Origin of the sequence: Mucilaginibacter angelicae (assembly GCF_042434235.1) — a bacterium.
In the GTDB taxonomy this organism is placed as follows: Bacteria; Bacteroidota; Bacteroidia; order Sphingobacteriales; family Sphingobacteriaceae; genus Mucilaginibacter; species Mucilaginibacter angelicae.
The window spans coordinates 157,174-177,190 of sequence record NZ_JBHLTS010000020.1 but is presented as its reverse complement, the minus strand read 5'-3'; the positions used below and the strand labels follow the sequence as shown (position 1 = coordinate 177,190).

The 20,017-nt window shown below is 42.0% G+C and carries 20 protein-coding genes; 11 read left to right on the top strand and 9 right to left on the bottom strand.

The features are described from left to right. Nucleotides 1–34: 34 nt before the first annotated feature. Nucleotides 35–1,903, bottom strand: a complete 1,869-nt coding sequence (locus ACFFGT_RS08990) for a M56 family metallopeptidase (protein WP_377022188.1) — start codon at nucleotides 1,901–1,903, stop codon at nucleotides 35–37. Between the two features lie 11 nt (nucleotides 1,904–1,914). Then, nucleotides 1,915–2,271: a BlaI/MecI/CopY family transcriptional regulator gene (locus tag ACFFGT_RS08985; RefSeq protein ID WP_377022187.1), complete on the bottom strand. Its 357-nt coding sequence runs from the start codon at nucleotides 2,269–2,271 to the stop codon at nucleotides 1,915–1,917. Nucleotides 2,272–2,728: 457 nt separating this feature from the next. Here ACFFGT_RS08985 and ACFFGT_RS08980 point away from each other — a divergent pair, with 457 nt between their 5' ends. From ACFFGT_RS08980 to ACFFGT_RS08955, 6 genes are all read left to right on the top strand, one after another. Then, entirely contained in the window at nucleotides 2,729–4,312 is a 1,584-nt protein-coding gene (locus ACFFGT_RS08980; protein WP_377022186.1) for a flavin monoamine oxidase family protein, read from the top strand. Between the two features lie 33 nt (nucleotides 4,313–4,345). After that, on the top strand, nucleotides 4,346–5,512 hold the full coding sequence (locus tag ACFFGT_RS08975) for a pyridoxal phosphate-dependent aminotransferase (RefSeq protein WP_377022185.1): 1,167 nt from the start codon (nucleotides 4,346–4,348) through the stop codon (nucleotides 5,510–5,512). Nucleotides 5,513–5,614: 102 nt separating this feature from the next. Beyond that, nucleotides 5,615–6,607: a Hint domain-containing protein gene (locus ACFFGT_RS08970; RefSeq protein WP_377022184.1), complete on the top strand. Its 993-nt coding sequence runs from the start codon at nucleotides 5,615–5,617 to the stop codon at nucleotides 6,605–6,607. 132 nt (nucleotides 6,608–6,739) lie between these two features. Next, nucleotides 6,740–8,254 carry a PA14 domain-containing protein gene (locus ACFFGT_RS08965; protein WP_377022183.1) on the top strand — a complete coding sequence of 505 codons (1,515 nt, stop codon included), beginning with the start codon at nucleotides 6,740–6,742 and terminating at the stop codon, nucleotides 8,252–8,254. 186 nt (nucleotides 8,255–8,440) lie between these two features. After that, a complete protein-coding gene (locus ACFFGT_RS08960; protein WP_377022182.1) occupies nucleotides 8,441–9,283 on the top strand; it encodes an SDR family oxidoreductase in 843 nt (280 codons plus the stop codon). Nucleotides 9,284–9,398: 115 nt separating this feature from the next. Continuing rightward, nucleotides 9,399–9,893, top strand: coding sequence for a c-type cytochrome (locus ACFFGT_RS08955; protein WP_377022181.1), 495 nt, complete (start codon nucleotides 9,399–9,401; stop codon nucleotides 9,891–9,893). A gap of 644 nt (nucleotides 9,894–10,537) precedes the next feature. Here the strand turns inward: ACFFGT_RS08955 and ACFFGT_RS08950 are convergent. Then, entirely contained in the window at nucleotides 10,538–10,999 is a 462-nt protein-coding gene (locus ACFFGT_RS08950) for an NUDIX hydrolase (RefSeq protein WP_377022180.1), read from the bottom strand. An 86-nt stretch (nucleotides 11,000–11,085) separates the two neighbouring features. On the opposite strand from ACFFGT_RS08950, the gene ACFFGT_RS08945 reads away from it, so the two are divergent. Then, entirely contained in the window at nucleotides 11,086–11,583 is a 498-nt protein-coding gene (locus tag ACFFGT_RS08945; protein WP_377022179.1) for an SRPBCC family protein, read from the top strand. Between the two features lie 86 nt (nucleotides 11,584–11,669). Continuing rightward, nucleotides 11,670–12,254, top strand: a complete 585-nt coding sequence (locus tag ACFFGT_RS08940; RefSeq protein WP_377022178.1) for a riboflavin synthase — start codon at nucleotides 11,670–11,672, stop codon at nucleotides 12,252–12,254. Here the strand turns inward: ACFFGT_RS08940 and ACFFGT_RS08935 are convergent. Then, complete coding sequence (locus ACFFGT_RS08935; protein WP_377022177.1) at nucleotides 12,251–13,393, bottom strand: tetratricopeptide repeat protein; 1,143 nt, start codon at nucleotides 13,391–13,393, stop codon at nucleotides 12,251–12,253. The two genes, ACFFGT_RS08940 and ACFFGT_RS08935, sit on opposite strands and share 4 nt — an antisense overlap. A 112-nt stretch (nucleotides 13,394–13,505) precedes the next feature. Between ACFFGT_RS08935 and ACFFGT_RS08930 the strand changes: the two genes are divergently transcribed. Further along, nucleotides 13,506–13,793: a hypothetical protein gene (locus ACFFGT_RS08930; RefSeq protein ID WP_377022176.1), complete on the top strand. Its 288-nt coding sequence runs from the start codon at nucleotides 13,506–13,508 to the stop codon at nucleotides 13,791–13,793. Between the two features lie 117 nt (nucleotides 13,794–13,910). Here ACFFGT_RS08930 and ung read toward each other — a convergent pair whose 3' ends face one another. Further along, complete coding sequence (gene ung, locus ACFFGT_RS08925) at nucleotides 13,911–14,588, bottom strand: uracil-DNA glycosylase (RefSeq protein WP_377022175.1); 678 nt, start codon at nucleotides 14,586–14,588, stop codon at nucleotides 13,911–13,913. A gap of 71 nt (nucleotides 14,589–14,659) precedes the next feature. On the opposite strand from ung, the gene ACFFGT_RS08920 reads away from it, so the two are divergent. Beyond that, nucleotides 14,660–15,208 (top strand): DUF2892 domain-containing protein, encoded by a 549-nt coding sequence (locus ACFFGT_RS08920; protein ID WP_377022174.1) that lies wholly within the window; start codon nucleotides 14,660–14,662, stop codon nucleotides 15,206–15,208. A 56-nt stretch (nucleotides 15,209–15,264) separates the two neighbouring features. Here the strand turns inward: ACFFGT_RS08920 and ACFFGT_RS08915 are convergent, their stop codons facing one another. From ACFFGT_RS08915 to lysS, 4 genes are all read right to left on the bottom strand, one after another. Further along, entirely contained in the window at nucleotides 15,265–15,483 is a 219-nt protein-coding gene (locus ACFFGT_RS08915) for a hypothetical protein (protein WP_090527160.1), read from the bottom strand. 114 nt (nucleotides 15,484–15,597) lie between these two features. Further along, entirely contained in the window at nucleotides 15,598–16,125 is a 528-nt protein-coding gene (locus ACFFGT_RS08910; protein ID WP_377022173.1) for a hypothetical protein, read from the bottom strand. A gap of 2 nt (nucleotides 16,126–16,127) precedes the next feature. Beyond that, nucleotides 16,128–17,063, bottom strand: a complete 936-nt coding sequence (locus ACFFGT_RS08905; protein WP_377022172.1) for a hypothetical protein — start codon at nucleotides 17,061–17,063, stop codon at nucleotides 16,128–16,130. 119 nt (nucleotides 17,064–17,182) lie between these two features. Beyond that, the gene (gene lysS / locus ACFFGT_RS08900; RefSeq protein ID WP_377022171.1) at nucleotides 17,183–18,904 is read right to left on the bottom strand and encodes a lysine--tRNA ligase; all 1,722 of its coding nucleotides are present in this window, start codon (nucleotides 18,902–18,904) and stop codon (nucleotides 17,183–17,185) included. Between the two features lie 205 nt (nucleotides 18,905–19,109). Here lysS and ACFFGT_RS08895 point away from each other — a divergent pair, with 205 nt between their 5' ends. Beyond that, a complete protein-coding gene (locus ACFFGT_RS08895) occupies nucleotides 19,110–20,003 on the top strand; it encodes an SMP-30/gluconolactonase/LRE family protein (protein WP_377022170.1) in 894 nt (297 codons plus the stop codon). Nucleotides 20,004–20,017: the final 14 nt, after the last annotated feature.

Here is a 20,017-nt window from a genome sequence, read left to right as displayed (position 1 = left end):
TACTCACCTAATCCAACCCAATCAACCAATTACTTTACTTTTTACGGGTACCTATTACAACCACACCGTCTTTGGCTTTGTCGCCATATTTTTTGGTGGCATCATCGCCTTTAAGTATTGAAATGCTTTCCACTTTATCAGGATCCAGTTTTTTCAATGCTTCCATCGAGCTGTTTTTGCCATCTATAACCACCAGCGGGTCTTTATCGCCATTGGTTACAATGCTCAATCCATTCACTTTCAGTGCTTTTATATTGGCTTTTTTACCATAGCCGGTAACAACAACATCACCGCCTCTGGCTACTATGGCATCATCGTCAGATCTGATGCTGTATGAAAGAGCAACCGGTTTGGCTTTTACACCATTAATAGTCACCGTACTACTGCTGCTGCCGCTTGCCGTGCTGCTGATCCCTTTCACTACAACAACACTTTTAACATTTTTTACATCAACATTTTTATTAACCGGAGCAATAGCAACTACGTTAACATTGTTGTTGTCGTTATCCTGTATTATATCACCACTTGTATTGTTAATAGTGATTTTTCTGATCATCAGGGTTTTATTCATTTCTTTTTTAAGTTCTTCTTTATTTGGTGCGTCTTTAGTGATCACGTAGGCAACTTTAATCGCTTTGTCGTCGGCATCTTTTATAAATTTCTCCGCCTGTACACCAGCGAGAAGAGCCATGGTTTCGATATTGGTTGGGTCGAAGTTTTTACTGGTTGATATAACCCCGTTCACCACAAATACTACCGAATCTTTTTTAGGTGCTGCTAAAAATATCTTGATCTTTTTGTTGGTATCCGGTTTAATTGCCATTGGTGTAATAGTTATTGATGGGGTAGCTGCAGGTTGAGGTGCAGCCGCGGGCTCAGGTGTTACCACTGGCTTTGCAGTCGGGGTTTTGTGGGTTGGCTTACCTGCTTTTACCGGTTTAGCTGGTGGAACTTCATCTGTATTAATGTTAATGATCCTGGCCAGGGGCTGTACCGCATTGGCAAGGGTGATCCTCACGGGTTTGGCAAAATCAGCTTTTGAAATGCTGAACACCAGTAACAGGGCCACAACGGCCGGCACTACAAAAGCGTAGCGGGTGAGGTTAAGTTTCGACGATCTTTTCGCGTTCATCATGATTATCCGTTTTTTTATAGTTGAAATATTGAAATGGTTTACAATGCTGGGTTGGGTATTGTTAAAGCTTACGTTCACCAAACTGTATTGGTAAGTTTTACTGTCGATACCGTTTTTCAGGATCTTGCGGTCGGTAATAAACTCGATGTTTTCCCTTACCGCCCTTTTAATAAGCCAGATGCCGGGGTTAAACCAGTAAAAGATACTGCTTAGCTCGGCCAGTAAAATATCGGCGGTATGCCATTGGTTTACATGCACCTGCTCATGCAGCAGGATCGATTTAAGGTCGGCAGGTTCATGTTTGGTGGGGTTTACATAAATGCTGCGCCAAAAAGAGAACGGTGCAGCATCTTTATCCATCACCCTAACCAAATGTTCGCCTATATATTGAGGTTTGGAGTTTTTATACAATCGTAACAGGGATAAAAGCTGCATGGCCAGGCGGATGAACAGCAAACCCGCACCTGTCCAGAAAACAACACTCAGCCAGTACCAGTAATCAATAGCCTGCACCGGCTGGTTTATTAGCTGTGCCTGCGACTGCCAGTTAATGGCGATCTGCTCTATTGGTTTGGCCAGATCCCCGTGCCGCTGCACAAAGGCCGAAAAATTGATTTGCGGGTAAATACTTGCAAACAGGATAGCTGCAAGCAAATAGATCCGGTTAAGCGTATAAAAGGTGAGGGGCCTCAGCACCAGGTAATAGCCCGCGCAAAACAATAGCAGGGCTATGTTTACTTTTAATAAAAAAACAAATGTTGCCGGCATGATCGTAAGGTTTATTGTTTTTCAATGAGTTTAATGATCTCTTTCAGGTCGGTAGCGCTGATCTTTTTTTCGTTGGCGAAAAAGGTTACCAGGTCTTTATAGGAGTTTTGGAAGTAGTCGCTCACAAAACCGCTCATAAACCGCTTTTTATATTCTTCTTCCTGTATCACTGGCAGGTAGCGGAACGAGTTGCCCAGCTTTTCGCTTTTCAAAAATCCTTTGCGTTCCAGGTTTTTTATGGTTGAGGCAAGAGTAGTGTAGGGTGGCTTTGGCTCGGCCAGCTGATCTAAAAAATCTTTGATAAATCCGGCACCCGATTGCCACACCGCCTGCATTGCTTCTTCCTCTTGTTGCGATAGTTTTTCCATTGTATTTACGATTGTTTCGTAAATCTACGAACTATTCGTAGTAAAGCAAATTTATTTTTACGTTTTAACAGAATTTAACGTTTGGTGTCTGAACCGGGATTTTATTGGATTTTTCAGATTGATCGGATTTTGTAAAAAAAAATCAAAGAAAAATCCTGTCCTCCTAAAAATCCCCCAAATCCCGGTTCAGACAAATAACTGCGGATAGCAATGCACGGAACAAAGTTTTTCCTCTTAGCGCTCTGCGCCTAAATCATTCCAAACAAACCTAACCTCTAATCTCCAACCTCTAATCACTAATCCCCCAACCATATCTTAACCTAAAATCAACAACCTCTAAAATAACCTCGCTAATTTTATAGAAACAGCAATAAAAGTTGATTTTGGCTTAACATAAAAACATAGAAAAGATTATATTTAGTGCTTGAGTTGATTGTAAAACATAAATACGCGCTTATTGAAAACTATTACCCGCAGGGACTTTTTAGGAAAAGGGGCCATGCTGGCTGGTGGGGCATATCCCGCCATGCTTGCCCTTGGCTTATTAAAACCATCGCCCGCGCATGCCTTTAACCTCGAAGGCAGCGGCAAAGGCAAACACATTATAATTTTAGGCGGCGGTTTGGCCGGTATGACCAGTGCCTATGAGCTTGGCAAACTCGGCTATCAATGTACCATTCTGGAAGCACGGCAGCGTACCGGCGGGCGCTGTTTCAGTATCCGTAACGGCAGTACCAATACCGAAATTGATAAGCCCACTGCTACCGCCCGCTTTGATGCCGGTCAGTATTTTAATGCCGGGCCCTCGCGCATCCCTCACAATCATGAACTTACGCTGCATTATTGTAAAGAGCTGGGTGTGCCCATCCAGGTTTATAATAACGTAAACGAAGGTACTTATTACTTTGCCGAAGGCAAAGGCCCATTATCAAACAAAAAGATCAAAGTTAGAGAGGTACATAACGACATCCGCGGTTATATGACCGAAATGCTGGCCAAAAGCATTGATCATGGCGGTCTTGACAGCAGCTTCACCAAAGAGGACGGCGAAAAGATCATTGAATACCTGCAGGCCGAAGGTGGTTTGGATATCGATAAGCTCTACAAAGCATCCGCGCGCCGGGGGTATACGGAAACTCCTGGTGCGGGCGATAAGCCCGGTAAAATAGCCGACCCGCATAAACTGGCCGATCTGCTGCATTCCGGACTGATGGATCCCGATTTTTATAACGTGGCCGAATATACCTACGAACTGCAGATGACCATGTTCCAGGCTGTAGGTGGGATGGATCAGATAGCTAAAGCCCTGGAAAAGAAAGTGGCGCCATTTATAAAAATGGGAGCAGAGGTTACTTCCATCAATAATGTAGCCGATGGGGTTAAGATAACTTACAAAGATGCCACGGGAGAGCATATATTAAACGGCGATCTGTGTATCTGTACCATTCCACTGCCTGTACTAAGCAATATCAGCAATAATTTTAGCGGTGATGTTAGCCGGGCTATTGATTATATCAGCTATAACCAAACAGGGAAGATCGGCTTACAGTTTAAGCGCCGGTTTTGGGAGGAGGATGAGCATTTGTACGGTGGTATAACGCACACTAACAATGATTTAACGCAGATATTTTACCCATCCTATGATTATTTAGGAAAAAAAGGTATCTTGATTGGTTATTACAACTTTAACGAAAAAGCGCAGAAAATTGGCGCTTTAAGCTACGCCGAACGGGAAAAGTTTGCATTGGAAAAAGGCAAGCTCATCCACCCGCAGTATGATAAGGAGTTTGAGAGCTCGTTTTCGGTAAGCTGGCATAAAACAAAATATAATTTAGGCGGCTGGGCGGTTTATACAACCGAAACCCGTAAAACACAATACCCGGTACTGTTAAAACCCGATAAGCAGGTATATTTTGCAGGCGAGCATTTAACATACCTCAATGCCTGGATGGCCGGGGCCTTTGAGTCGGCACGGAGTACGGTTGCTGCCATACACGCCAGGGTTACCGATCAGCGTACGCAATATCCGGTTCAAAAATAATATTAACGTATAAAAGCATTAAATACCACCACCATGTCAAGTACACTTAACCGCAGAAACTGGATCAAATCCAGCGCATTTATGGCCGGGGGACTGGCCCTTTTTTCAGGAACAATTGGCAAGCTGGCAGCCATGCCGGCCCGTGTATTTAAACCATTAAGCCGCAGTTTAACCGATCAGGAAGCTGTTACCAATGCAGGCTTTGAGCTAAAAGCAAGGCTACTGGCTAATGAAAACCCTTTTGGCCCTTCACCGGCAGCTAAAAAAGCCATTCAGGATGCCATTGATAAAAGTTATCAATACCCCTTCATGACACAGGGTACCCTGTATAACAAAATAGCTCAATATGAGGGTATCAACTATAATAATATCCTGATGGAGTCGGGCTCGTCGCCGTTATTACTGGCAGCAGCTATACATTTCAGCAAAGGTGGTAAAAGCATCATCACCGGCGATCCATCTTATGATGACCTGCCATCGCATGCGCAGCAACTGGAAGGTAAGTGGATTAAAGTGCCACTTACGGCCGATTACAAGCTTGATCTGGATGCCATGGAAGCCAAAATTGACGATAACACCGGGTTGGTATATATCTGTAACCCCAACAATCCGACAGCTACGATATTAGATACTGCTAAGCTGAAAGCTTTTTGCGAGCGGGTTTCAAAAAAGACAACCGTTTTTGTTGATGAGGCCTATATCGATTACCTGCCCGATCCGCAGGCAACTACCATGATCAGTGCTGTAAAGGCCGGGCAAAATGTTATTGTGGCCCGTACTTTTTCAAAGTTGTATGGCTTTGCAGGTTTGCGTTGCGGCTATGTAATTGCCCTGCCAGATACCATAAAAACTTTATCGATGTACACTACCGGTTTTTCGCTTTCGGCCACAACCATAGCGGGCGCTATCGCAGCTTATCGCGAAGAGGCATTCTTAAAAGAAGCCCTTGAAAAAACAAATGCATCAAAAGAATACCTGTACTCGGTACTTAAAAAAGAAGGGTATGAATACATTCCCTCTTCTGCAAATTTTGTGATGTTCCCGCTTAAAATGGACGGCAAAAAATTTGTCGGCGAAATGATGAAACGCGGCGTAGGCGTTCGTAACTGGCAGTTTAACGGCAAGGACTGGTGCCGTGTAAGCATCGGTCGTATGGACGAAATGGAAGCCTTTGCCGATGCGTTTAAACAGTTGTCTTAAGTGGTGATTAGAGATTGGAGGTTAGAGATTAGGAAAGCAAAACCTAATCTCCGATCTCTAACCTCTAACCACTAATCTCCAACCTCTAATCTCTAAAACAAAGTGCGTAAACTAACATTAACACTTCTACTAACTTCTTCACTTTATTTTGCCCAGGGGCAAACAGTAAACCCTCGTCCGCTTACTATGGATGAGTATAAAAAGGCACAGGTATTCACTATTGCCAATTTGGATAATGATACCTACGTTAAGTTTGAAAATACCTATGTACTTGACCGGTACGAAAGCCGCAAACCCTATTTTATAACCGGATCTGACGGGTTGAAAAAACGTATTGATCTGTATAAACTAATTGCTAAAGAAGGCATGCAGGAAATTGGTCTGATGGTATTTTATACCAACGAAAAAGGTAAGCTGTATAAAGCCCTCGTTCCTGATTTTACTGCCGATGCTAAAGTTTGGGAACAGTATTTCCAGGATATTGATAATATCAACAAAGTGGAGCAAAATTTCATCCTTAAGCTATCTTACGTTTTATCAAAGGAAGTTAGCTTTCAGCAATATAAAGTACTTAATGGCGGTAAGGATATGAAGGAAGAAGCCGCCACCTATGGTAATGATATTTGTTTCCCCGGCGAAGAGCTGGTAACCATGGCTAACGGCGATAAAAAGATGCTGAAAGCTGTAAAAAGCGGCGATGAAGTAATAACCGTTGATCCTCAAACTAAAAAAAGCACAGCTGTTAAGGTAAAGGAACTTACCATACATGATGCTAAAAACTATGCTATAACCCAACTGGTACTGGTATCGGCCCAAACAAAAAATACGGCAGCAGGCACTCAGGTAAAACTAAACAGCAAGGTTTTACAGGCTACGCCCAATCACCCCATGTTAACCAAACAGGGCAACATTAAAATAGGAGCCGTGGCAACAGGGCAGGAGGTGCTTTGCCTGAATGAACAAACCGGCAAATACGAAGCTTTTACCGTATTACAGAAAACTGAACATGCAGGCGGCGTACAAAGAGTATATAATATTGTTGCCGATGGCGGCAGCACCCTGCTCATGAATGGTGTAATGGTGATGCAGAAGTAATTACTTATTCCTTGCTTCCCTTAATGAAACAGGCTGCCTTCAAAGGGGCAGCCTGTTTTTATTTTTACCAGGTTTTACTGTAACTATCTTTATCAAGGTATCGTCTAACTTGTAATCAAAATGCCTATCATTATGAATATCAAGCGCTACCTTTCTTTAGCCGTTGCTGTTGTATTAACATTTAACCTGTTAGGCCGCGCTGAGGCGCAGGACATGCCCGGTAAACGCGACTCCATCAATTCGGTTGTATTAAATGAGAAACGCGTTATCCAGGTAATATTGCCCGATAACTATAAAGCTGGTTCGGCAACTAAATATGATGTGTTGTATATAATTGACGACTGGAATATAAAATTAGGGCGCGACATACAGCACTTTATCATGGATGAGCACACCATGCCGCCAATGATAATCGTCGGCGTATTAAATACCGACCGCGACAGGGATTTTTTGCCAACTCATAATAAAGGAAATAATACCTCGGGCGGGGCTGATAAGTTTCTGAAATTTTTCAGGGACGAGCTGATACCTTATATCGATAAAACCTATCCTTCTGACGGCGACAATACACTTTTTGGCCATTCCTTCGGCGGCGTGTTTGTTACCTATGCTTTATTGAACGAGCCGCAGCTTTTCAATAATTACATTGCCGGCGACCCGAGCTACTGGTGGGATAATGGTATTATGCTTAAACAGGTTAAAGAGAAATTACCGTCGCTTGCAGGTAAGGGAAAGTCGCTTTATATAGGTGGCCGTGAGGGACAGGGCATGAAGGAAATGAACATTAACCCGATGGATAGCCTGCTGAAAAAAGATGCCCCGGCAGGTTTTGAATGGGTAGTAAAAGCTTATCCCAAAGAATCACATGGCACCGTAAGGTTGAAAAACTTTTATGATGGCCTGAGGTTTGCCTACAACGATTATGGCGGTAAGCCGCTGGAGTTTCACCCATCGGGCGGGATCGTGCTAAAAAACAAGCCGATAAAGATCTGGTACTTCGATGATACAACAAAAGTGCATTATACATTTGATGGCTCGCAGCCATTAATGACATCGCCGGTTGTAAAGTCGGACATAGAATTATCAGGCCCTGCGAAAGTTACCATGCGGTTGATTGCCGATCGTGCTAAATTTGATAAGAGCTCCAGCGGCGAATTCAGGGAAGGCACTTATCTGCCGGCAACGCGGCTCAAAAAAAACTATCAGTCCGGCGGCTTTCATTACGCCTATTACGAGGGGCAATGGGATAAGCTGCCCGATTTTAAGACTTTAAAACCTGTTAAAGAAGGCATTGGCGATAGTACCTTTAATATCAATAAACTCCCCCGCCAAAATAATTTTGGTGTAGTTATGGATGGGCAATTAGAAGTTAAACAGGAAGGTTATTACATTTTTGGCTTAGGGAGTGACGATGGCTGCAAAGTGTACCTGGATGACAAGGTTATAATAGATCTTGATGGTTTGCACGATGGCGATATAGAGCGATCATACATCGTTCCCCTAAAAAAAGGGTTTTATCCCCTGCGGATAGAATATTTTCAAAAGGAAGGGGGCCGTAAGCTTGATTTGGTTTACGTAACCCCGGATAATATCGCCAAAAAGAAGATATCGCCAATTCCTTATACATTACAGTATGGATATAGATAAGTTGCCTGCCGGGAAAATCAACTCACCTGTTTTATAATTTTGTTTTTCTCAAAGAGGCCAATTATTATTTATGATGAAGGCTCTTTGAGATAAAAAGCCTCATCAAGGTAAAAACTCCATTACCGGGATGCATGAGTGGCAGAAATGGGTATCTTGCCCATCTGCATTAACCATACTCAAGGGCTTATGCCAATAAAAACAACAGTTATTACCGGGGCCACCTCCGGCATAGGGAAAGCGACTGCCATGGCGCTCGCCGCACAGGATCATGCGGTTTACCTGCTGGTTCGTAATATTATTAAAGGTGAGGCAGTTAAGCAGGAGATCGTCGCACAAACGGGCAATAAGCAGATCTATGTGATCAAATGCGATCTGGCCGATCTGCAAAGCGTTCGGGAAGCTGCGGCTGAGCTTTCACAAAAGTTGATGGCTGTTAATATTCTTATTAATAATGCAGGGGCCGGTTTTAGTGAAAGGCAGTTAAGTAAGGATGGGTTTGAAATGACTTTCGCTACCAACCATCTCGGGCACTTTTTATTGACTACCAGCCTGATGCCATTATTGGAACGCGGACAGGCACGCATTATTAATGTAAGCTCGGAAGGGCATAAATTAGGCAAACCCAATTTTGACGATCTGCAATCGGCACAAAGCTATTCGTCATTTAAAGCATACGGTATGGCTAAGCTGTTTAATATATACTTTGCCCGGTCGCTTGCACAAAAGTTTGGTGAAAAAGGGATCCTGGCTTTTTCCCTGCATCCCGGTGTTGTGAGCAGTAACTTTGCTGATAAACTTAAGGGCTTTGATAAAGTATTGATGAAACTGGCCGGGCCGTTTATGATCACATCCGAACAAGGGGCCGAAACATCCATATTCCTTGCAACAGCACCCAGGCTCGATCAATTTAACGGCAGCTATTTTAAAAAGAAGAAAGTTGCTAAAACCGCTACCGTAGCACAAAACGCTGCCGCTCAGGAAAAACTATGGCAGATAAGTGATAAATTGATCAGTAAATCACTTGCTTAGGTTTTATGGATGGTTCAGTAATTATGAACTTACCGTGAATAATTCAATCATTTGCCTGAAAATGTTGCAACATTAAAATCAATAAGTTAATTTAGATGACTTAAACATGACAATTATGCCTGTTAACAAAAAATTATTAGTTACGCTTGGCCTGCTATCTATAGTAGTGTTTGGAGCCATGACCACAAGTAAACCACAGGACGAAGGTTTTAAGAACCTTAAAGTGTTGCCTAAAAATATTTCGCCGGATAACCTGCATAAGGTAATGGAAGACTGGGAGCACTCCTTAGGTGTACATTGCAACTTTTGCCATGCCCGAAACGAGGAAACTAAAAAGATAGACTGGGCAAGCGATGCCAAACCCGAAAAGCAAATGGCACGCGACATGTTTAAAATGATGAATAAAATTAACCAGAAGTATTTTCATGCTAAAAAAGATTCATTGGGCATGATCATGCAAAGTGGTGTAAACTGCAATACCTGCCACCGCGGTACAGCCCATCCTGAAGTGATGGTACCGGACGGAAAAGGCCCGGGAATGGGCCCTGGTCAGCCAGGTCCGCCGCCGGGTGGTGCTGCTCCGGGAGCGCCTGCGCCAACCAAGCCATAATTGATAATCATATTTTATAAATAAAATGCCTTTGGTAAAACCAGGGGCATTTTTGTTTTATATGACTTATTATCATTTATATGATACCTTATGCATGAAAATTATGTTATGAATTATGTACTTAACCGTTGAGTGGGTATTGTTTTTGGGGATAATTTTAAGCTGCGTTCATGAAAAATTCATGCTTTGTAACTATTTTTATACAAAACAATAATTGACTGGTTTTATTGAAAATTGTGTGTTGGTTTACGGCCAATTTTGCAAATGGATTATGGAGCTGATAGATTAATTGTTATAACCTTTAATTATCATAATTAACACATGACTGCCGAGTTCCATATAAAGCCACAAGCGCCTGATAATACATCAATAAATTCCGTCGAATTGACCTGCCGGAAATGCAAGACCCAGTTAAGCCGTATTAAACGGAGTAACCTGGCTAAATTTTTCCTGTTGGGCTTACCCATTAAAAAATATATCTGTTATAAATGTTCCCGCAGAACCTATAGGTGGGTTTCTAAATAATGTTTTTTAGCTTTTAAGTACATTTTTTTAGATAAAAGAGCCTGGAGGGCTGAGCAAAGCATTGACGTCTCCGGCTATTAATCACCGGGAACAACAACTGCAGTAAAAAAGGAAACAGCTTAATTATTATTCATTGCACTCAGTTCGTTTATTAAAGCTGTTTGGGCAGGGTTGATCTTTATTTTTGCAGTTGGTATATCAAACCATTCGGCCCGGTCAATTTCATCAAAAGCTTGTTTTTTGCCCGAGCGGGGCGGCCATTCTATTTCAAAAGTATTGCTCTTAATATTTTCCGGATCGATATTGCCCTCAACGGCCCAGGCCTGTACCGTTTTGCCGCCTTTTTGCTTTATCGGAATTAATGCTATAAAATCTCCCGTTATTTCATGCCCGGTTTCTTCCCTGAATTCGCGTTTGGCTGCTGTGAGTGCATCCTCATCGGGCAGGTATTCGCCTTTGGGTACCGACCATGAGCCGTCATCCTTGTTTTTAAAAAACGGCCCTCCCGGATGTACAAGAAACACCTGTAACCCCTGGGGTGTTTTGCGGTATAATAAAATCCCGGCGCTTTGCTTTGGCATGTTTAAGATTTAAAGGCAAGTTAATGAAAGCCTTAATTATAATTGTTATTTTTGATACAAACACCCCAAACCGATATACAATTATTATGGCAGACGACAGATGGAACAAATTTAAAGTAACAGCTGATGTTGACATTGATGTACGCAGTATGTATGAAGCCTGGGCTACCCCCGAAGGCCTTGAAACCTGGTTTTTACGCAAGGCCGATTTTTTTGCCATAGCCGGTCGTCAGCGCGAACCGCAGGAATTCATCAAAAAAGAGGACACTTATACCTGGCATTGGCATGGGTTTGATGACAGTATTGTTGAAAACGGACAGGTACTGGAAGCTAACGGATCCGATTTTTTAAAATTTACCTTTACCGGCGGGAGTATAGTCAGCGTATCTATCGGTTGCAAATTAGGTGTCGTTATTGTTGAGTTAACACAGGAAAATATCCCCGAGGAAGCAGACCCCGCCAAAAATCTTTATGTGCAATGCCAGCTTGGCTGGACGTTTTATCTTGCTAACCTGAAATCGGTACTGGAAGGCGGCAAAGACCTCCGTAACAAGCGTAAAGATTTGTTCTCGAGTTTCAAATAATTTCATTTACTGCTGACAAACCATACTGTAAAATATTTTAGCTTTGATGCTAATCAAAATAGCCCTTTCAGGGGGCCGGGAGGTATATGTTTACAGGAATTATAGAAACTTTAGGTAAGATCACCGATTTACAACAGGAAAAAGGCAACCTTAATATTACCGTCGAATCGGCCATATCACATGAGCTCAAGATCGATCAATCGGTGGCGCACAATGGCGTTTGCCTTACTGTGGTAGCTTTAGCCGATGGTTTGCACGTGGTAACTGCTATTGAAGAAACACTCAGCAAAACAAACCTTGGCCAGCTTAAAGTGGGCGACCCTGTAAACCTGGAACGCTGCATGCAAATGAATGCCCGGCTTGACGGCCACATTGTTCAGGGCCATGTTGACCAGGTGGCTGTTTGCACCGCCTTTAATGAACTTAACGGCAGCTGGGAATACACTTTTGAGTATGATGCTTCAAGCGGTAATGTAACAGTCGAAAAAGGATCTATCTGTGTGAATGGGATCAGCCTTACTGTGGTTAATTCACATGCCAATAGTTTTTCTGTAGCTATCATCCCCTATACATTTGAGCATACCAACCTGCACAATGTGAAGGTTGGCAGCCACGTAAACCTCGAGTTTGATATTATTGGCAAATACGTTGCCCGCCTCATGCAGCGCTAAACCCCTAATGATTTAATGCGTTCTTTTGAGTAGGTTATATAAGCTTTTTGGGTATCCTTTGGTTTGCTCGCCAGGTATTTTTTATAGTATTTAAGTGCTGTTGCTTTGTTTTTTAACTCAGTATCATAAAGGGTAGCCAAGGCGTAATAAGTAATGGGATCCGGTTTATAAAGCAGGCTTTTCTGATAAGCCTCAACCGCGCTTTTTAGCTGGTGCAGGCGATCGTACGAATCACCCTTTTCACTATAGTAGGAACTTACCCCGGTAGATATTGCTTCTTCAATAGCTTTATCTAAATAGGCAATAGCTTTAGTATTGTTATGCAAGGCCTTGTAGCTCATGGCCGTGTAATAAAATGAAGCTTCGGTGCCGGTACCGCCATCTTCCAACGTTTTAAAAGTCTTTATGCAATCAGGATAGCTGGCAGTCATGTAATAGGAGGTGGCCAGCATGGATACAATGCTTCCGGCCTGTTCGCCTGCATCCATCAGTTTTTTGGTGATGGCAATGGTTACCGGGTATTTTTTTAACGCGTATGAGGTCTGGGCTTTCCCTTTCAACAGCAGCAGGTTGGCTGTATCGGCAATAAGTGCCTTATCAATTACATTTTCGGCATTATCATATAGTTTGAGGTTGATATAAAAGCTGGACAGGTCATACGCTACATCGGGATTAAGCGGATTGATATGGTTGGCTTTTTGCAGGTATACTATGCTTCCTGGTAAGTCGCCTACATTTTGTGAAAGATCAGCCAGTTGTTTATAAACATCAAAGTTGGTGGTGTCTTTCAGTAGGATCTTCTTTACATACATCAGCGCCTTTTTGTTGTTGCCCCGCCTTTTGATGATCTCACTCATGTTATACAGGTTAGTGAGACTGGTGGTATCCGTAGCATAAATGCGCTGATAATAACTTTCGGCATCGGGCAGGCGGGAGGCCATTTTTGAAGTGTAAGCCAGTTTAGCCAATACTTTTAAATCGGTGACCGGTTCAGGATATGCTTTTTTAAGATAATCGGCGGCATCGGCAAAGCGCTGGTTTTGGTAATAATCAAGCAGGAGCGAATCGTTAGCGGCTTGCTGGGCGTGTATTCGCAATACTGATAAGGTAAGGAGCAGGGTTATAATGAGATTTTTCATAACTAAATATTCAGTTTAACTAAAGTATTAGTTAAAGGTGATAATTCCAAATCTGAAACAATTTTTTATTAATGGGGTTAGATTCGTATAGTAATAATTAAAACCACATATTATGGATAAGTTAAAGAAGTTTGGACTGATGGAAAAAATTGTCCATGAACTGGAAGACCTGAAAAATAGCCAGCAGGCTATAATCACCAAATTGGCTAAAATAGAAGTTGACAATATTGACCTGGGCGATAAACGCCTTGAAAAGGAACTGCCCGATATGCACCAGCGTGTATCTGATAACCTGGATACCATAGCTGCCATCCTTGAGGACTTTGCCAATCAAACCGCAAGCTACAGCGATAACAATAATATAGCTGCCCTGAAAGAGCAGGAAGCTTTAGGGAAATAAGTATAAAAAAGATTTAAACATTTTTTATTTCCTGACTCTCATTATTATCAGGCTTTTTTAAAGCCTGATAATAATGTTATAATCCTGGCTCCTGAATCTTTTTGTCTTGCTTCTATCCTAATGTATTTGCCAGTCAATTGGCTCTTTACCTTCTTTTTTCAGGATCTCGTTTGTTTTTGAAAAAGGCTTACTGCCAAAAAAACCGCGATCGGCTGAGAACGGTGAAGGATGAGGGGAGCGCAGGATAAAATGTTTCTTTTCGTTGATCAAAACAGCTTTCGATTGTGCAAAAGCCCCCCACAGTATAAATACAATGCCTTCTTTTTTATCGGAGATGGTTTTGATCACTTCGTCGGTAAATTCTTCCCAACCTCTTTTTTGGTGTGAGCCCGGGCTGCCTGCTCTGACAGTTAAGGTAGCATTAAGCAATAGTACACCCTGTTTAGCCCATTCTTCGAGGTTGCCATGTGCCGGGATATTAAACCCGGGAATATCAGTTTGAAGCTCTTTGTAAATGTTTATTAACGAGCGGGGAGTGGCAATACCTTTTTGTACCGAGAACGAAAGGCCATGGGCCTGGTGTGCTCCATGATAAGGGTCCTGACCTAATATTACCACTTTAACATCGTCAAAGTGGGTAGTATTAAAAGCATTGAAAATTTCGCTGTTTTTAGGATAAACAATTTGCCCTGATTCCTGCTCTTCTTTCAAAAATTGTTTAAGTTTTATCATGTAAGGTTTGCCAAATTCCTGCTGTAAAACCTCAAGCCATGATGGTGGTAATGCAATCGCCATAAATATTTATATAGAAGTTGGTTTAGCGTACAAATAAACAGATATTTGTGCTAATATTAGTATCACAAATTATGTCAAATATTGTTCGGTTAGTTTTTGCTTGTGTAGTGATGGGTGCGGCGGTAGCGCTTTGTGCATTCAGTTTTTGGGCCTGGGGAATTATTGTTTTGTTAATGGGCGGTGTTATATTGCTTAGCTTTTTCTTTAATGAAAACATGATTATTGCCCAGTATTTTTTACGTAAGGAGAATTCTGAAAAATCAGAAGAATGGTTGTTGAAAATTACCGATTACGAAAAACAGCTGCACAAAAATCAACATGGTTATTACAACTTGCTGATTGGTTTGATCGAATCACGCAAGGCACCGATGAAATCAGAGAAATTCTTTAAGAAAGCTTTATCGCTGGGCATGAAAATGTCGCACAATGTGGCTTTAGCAAAGTTAAGCCTGGCGGGTATTTCCATGGCAAAGCGCAACAAGCGCGAAGCACAAATGTATTTATCAGAAGCTGCAAAGGATGATAAGAACAAACTGCTTACCGAACAGATCAAGATGATGAAAAGCCAGTTGGCACAGATGGATAAGCAGGTAGTAAGGGGCGGATATCGCCAGTTTTAAAACAGAATAAAAGAAAAGGAATAAAAAATAAAAGGGACGCGAAAACCGCGTCCCTTTTATTTTTCTTCAATGGCGCTGAAATAATCAGGCGTAGCTGAATGGTTCTGATACGGCTGAACGTAGCTGTCTGTATATGATGAATATTCAGATTCTTCAGACGGGTTGGCCACTTCAACAAGTTTCAGTAAACTCCTGATGAACGACAGGTTAAAGTTGCTCCTGTTAAGTTTAATCAGGTATTCGTTTTCGGTGATCTCCAATATTGAGTTGGTCATGATATTTGTAATCTATGTTTATTACAATGATAGCTAACTCTTTTTAAATGAAAGTATTATTTTTTTTAAGCTTTTGTTAAGAAATTGTGATAGCTAAATTTTTATTTGTTTAAGCTATGCTTTAAAAAGTAACGAAGGTAATCCAACACCTATAGCAATACCATAGAAAAAATCGGCCCAGAAAAAGCGCAGCAGGTTAAACACATAAATCAGTCCGATGATTGGAAAGGATATAATGGCTAATACGTTTTTTTCCTGGGCTTTAACTTTTGCCTGTTCATATAGGTTTTTAGCATCCTGGTTTGATGGTATTGCATGCATGCCTATTGATACGCCAAGCCACATTAAAAAGTACGACAGCGGATGATCGACATTGAAAAAACTAATAGGGATATAAGCCGGGATGCAAATAAGCAGGCATAATAAAGTGTTTATAAAAAACGGGCCCATGCTTATTAAAAAGGTTGTATAAAAATTGTTTGTGTTTTCATGGATCACATAACCTACCGGGTTGGCAAATCTGAAATAACAAACATCAAAAACAGCTACTTTGCATAACCTGCAAAAAAGCAGGTGTGCAAACTCATGTACAATAACGCCGGGAAAGGTAGCAATAGAGATAAGAATACCAGGAATGAACATATTTATTTGTTTAAAGCAGAGGTGTAACCATTAGGGAATTTTTTCAGAAACTCATCACGGCTGATGATCTGTTTGCTATCAATCCTATATAAGATCCGGCCGGTGTAATCTTTTGATACAGTGCTTGTATCATCCAATTTTCTGGCCTTTTGAAGGTATTGCAGCGAAAGCTGTTTTAGTGAGTCCTGGCCGTTTTGTGCATATAAACAGGCATATGCTGAGGCTACTCCTGCCCATGATTGGGCTACTGTAGAATCAAGCTCCAAAACAGCTCTTGATGTTTTTAAAAACATCGGGTAATCTTTCTTGTCATAAGCAACACCAATTTCGGAGTTGAGTATCCATTGGTTAATGTGAAAGTCAGCGCCCAGGTCTTTACATTTGTTAAATTCGGCTAAAGCAAAAGCCGATTTATCTTTTGACAAAAAATCAATACCACGAAAATAAGCAGCCATTTGTACAAGATCGCGGGTTTCGGGTACTTCTTCGGCAGCTTTGGTCATGAATTGTGCCGCATTTGAAACATCCGATTTTGAAAAAGCTATATTGGCTTTGTTTAAATTATTGTACCCCGCATAAAAGCGCCAGTTCCAGAATATGGAAAATACAACCAGCAATATTACACCGCCAAAAAAAAGTTTGACCCATTGCGGGAAGATCTTTTTTTCGAGATCGACGCTGCAATTGTCGCAAATCGGGTAAACCGAAAGTTTATTAAGCAGTGTACCATAGTCTTTTTTGCAGAATGCACATACAGTGCCGGGATTGATTGTTTCTTCAGGAGTTTCGGCCTGTTGAGCCGGTATACTGTTTTCCTTGCTTTCCGGAAGTTCTCCTTCGCCCGAAAAATATACTGTAAGATTGAAAATGGGCCGTACCATGGCCGTTTTTGAAACATGTTCCCTTTTAAAATTGAGAACGGGCAGGTTTAATTTCATTGAAATGTGATATGATCAAGGTGGATTTACACAGCGAAAAAACATCACTGTGTAAATCCTATCTCAAATATATCACAAAAAGCAGAATTTAAAAAGAAGATACTGTTATAAGTATATTACTATTCAAACCAGGCCATTACCACTTCTTTAGTCGGCATGGTAATATCCAGTTTTAGCTTTTTACGCATCCCGCCAAGGTCATTAAATACCTTGTTAGGGTTGCCTGCTTTTAGTTCTTCAACAGTGTTAAAGCCCATTTTATTAAGTACAGGTACCCATTCGGCCGGTACGCCTATGTTTACAAAGTCATCGGCAGTGGCAACTTTAGCTTTTTTCTCAGGGCGCATTTGCGGGAAGAATAGCACTTCCTGGATAGTACTTTGATTAGTCATCAACATTACTAACCTGTCGATACCGATACCTAAGCCTGATGTTGGCGGCATACCGTATTCAAGGGCACGTAAAAAGTCATCATCCATAGCCATAGCTTCATCATCACCTCTGCCAGCCAGGATCAGCTGCTCTTCCAGACGCTCACGCTGGTCGATAGGGTCATTTAGTTCAGAATAGGCGTTTGCGATCTCTTTGCCATTTACGAACAACTCAAAACGCTCAACCAATCCATCTTTAGTACGGTGCTTTTTAGCAAGCGGCGTCATTTCGATAGGGTAGTCGGTAATATAAGTAGGCTGGATCAGGTGATGTTCAACTTTAGCGCTGAAAATTTCATCGATCAGTTTGCCTTTACCCATACTTGGGTTTATTTCTATTTTCAGTTCGTTACAAACCTCGCGTAAACCGGCTTCGTCCATTGCTGATACATCAATACCTGTGTATTTCAGGATCGAATCATACATCGATAGTTTTTCGTACGGGCCTGCAAAGTTAATTTCATTGCTGCCAACCTGTACAACCGGGATGCCATGAACTGCTCTTGCAACGGTTTCCAAACATTCCTCAACCATGGCCATCATCCAGATATAGTCTTTATAGGCTACATAAATTTCCATGGCGGTAAACTCCGGGTTGTGGGTGCGGTCCATGCCTTCGTTACGGAACATTTTGCCAAACTCATAAACACCGTCAAAGCCGGCAACGATAAGCCTCTTTAAGTAAAGCTCATTGGCAATACGTAAAAATAGCGGCATATCAAGCGTATTATGATGGGTAGCAAACGGACGGGCCGCTGCGCCACCATGAACAGGCTGAAGGATAGGGGTTTCAACCTCCATCCATCCCTGCCCATTAAAGTAATTACGCATAGCGCTGATCACTTTTGAGCGGTTGATGAAAATCTGTTTGTAATCGGGATTAACGGTTAAATCCACATAACGCTGGCGGTAACGCAGTTCCGGGTCGGTGAAGCCATCGTGGATGGTTCCGTCATCTTCACGTTTAACAACCGGGAGGGGTTTCAAAGATTTTGAAAGCACAACCAGCTCGCGTACGTGAACCGAGATCTCGCCGGTTTGAGTGGTAAACACATAGCCTTTTACGCCAACATAGTCACCGATATCAAGCAGTTTTTTAAATACGGTATTATATAATGTTTTATCCTCACCAGGGCAGATATCATCGCGTTTCAGGTAAATTTGCACACGACCGGTTGAATCCTGTAACTCAGCAAACGAAGCGCTGCCCATGATCCTGCGGGTCATGATCCGGCCTGCAATTACAACATCCTGGTAGGCCTCGGGTTTATCCTTAAAATTATCAGCTATATCCTGTGCCCAGGCGTTAACATTAAAAGCTTCGGCAGGGTAAGGGTTAATACCCAGTGCGCGTAACTCTTGTAAAGATTTGCGGCGAATGATTTCCTGTTCGGATAATGCAATACTCATGTGATGTACGGTATTTTAATAAAGGTGCAAAAATAGCGTTTTTAATGAGTTCTTTTTAAAGAGATTGTGAATAGTGCTAAATGATGGATTGCTCAACTCTTCAATCATACAAATCCACTACTTGTATCAAATATTTTACCCCTGTAAAATAATCGGTCTCAAAAACATATTACTTTAGCAAAACCATTATAGCACTTCGTAAACCATGAAAAAACTACCTGTTCTCATTTTATTGATCTCGGCGCTGTCGGGTAAGGCATTCGCCCAAACTGAAACCAATTTGTACGATCCCAATGCCAAACCCCAGCTTGTTGCCAAACAATTCTCGTTTACAGAGGGGCCGGCTGTTGATAAAAAAGGCAATGTGTTTTTTACCGATCAGCCCAACAACAAAATCTGGAAATATGATACCGAAGGCAAGCTTTCTGTTTTCCTGGATAGTGCAGGCCGCTCAAACGGGATGTATTTTGATAAAAAAGGCAACCTGATCAGCTGTGCCGATGCCGATGATCAGCTTTGGTCTATCAGCCCTAAAGGCAAGGTGACTGTTTTGCTGAAAGACTACCAGGGACATAAATTCAATGGCCCCAATGATGTTTGGGTACGCCCTGACGGAGGGATCTACATAACCGATCCTTATTACCAGCGCGATTACTGGACCCGCAAGCAACCCGATCTCGACGGGCAAAAACTGTATTTCCTGGCCAAAGGCAAAGCACCGGCTGTTATGGTTGATGATAAGTTTGTACGCCCAAATGGTATCATCGGTACTCCGGATGGAAAGACCTTGTATGTAGCCGATATCGGGGATAACAAAACCTATCGTTATGATATCAATAAAGACGGTACTTTATCTAACCGTACCCTGTTCATAGCTATGGGATGCGATGGGATGACGATTGATGAGCATGGCAATATTTATATGTGCGGCAAAGGCGTTACCATAGTTAACCCCAAAGGCGAAAAGATAGGCCATATAGATATTGATGAACCATGGACAGCCAATATCTGCTTCGGTGGAAAGAATAAGGACATCTTATTTATGACAGCCTCAAAAGCGGTTTACGTTTTAAAAATGAACGTAAAAGGAGTGGATTGATCCCATCCACTATA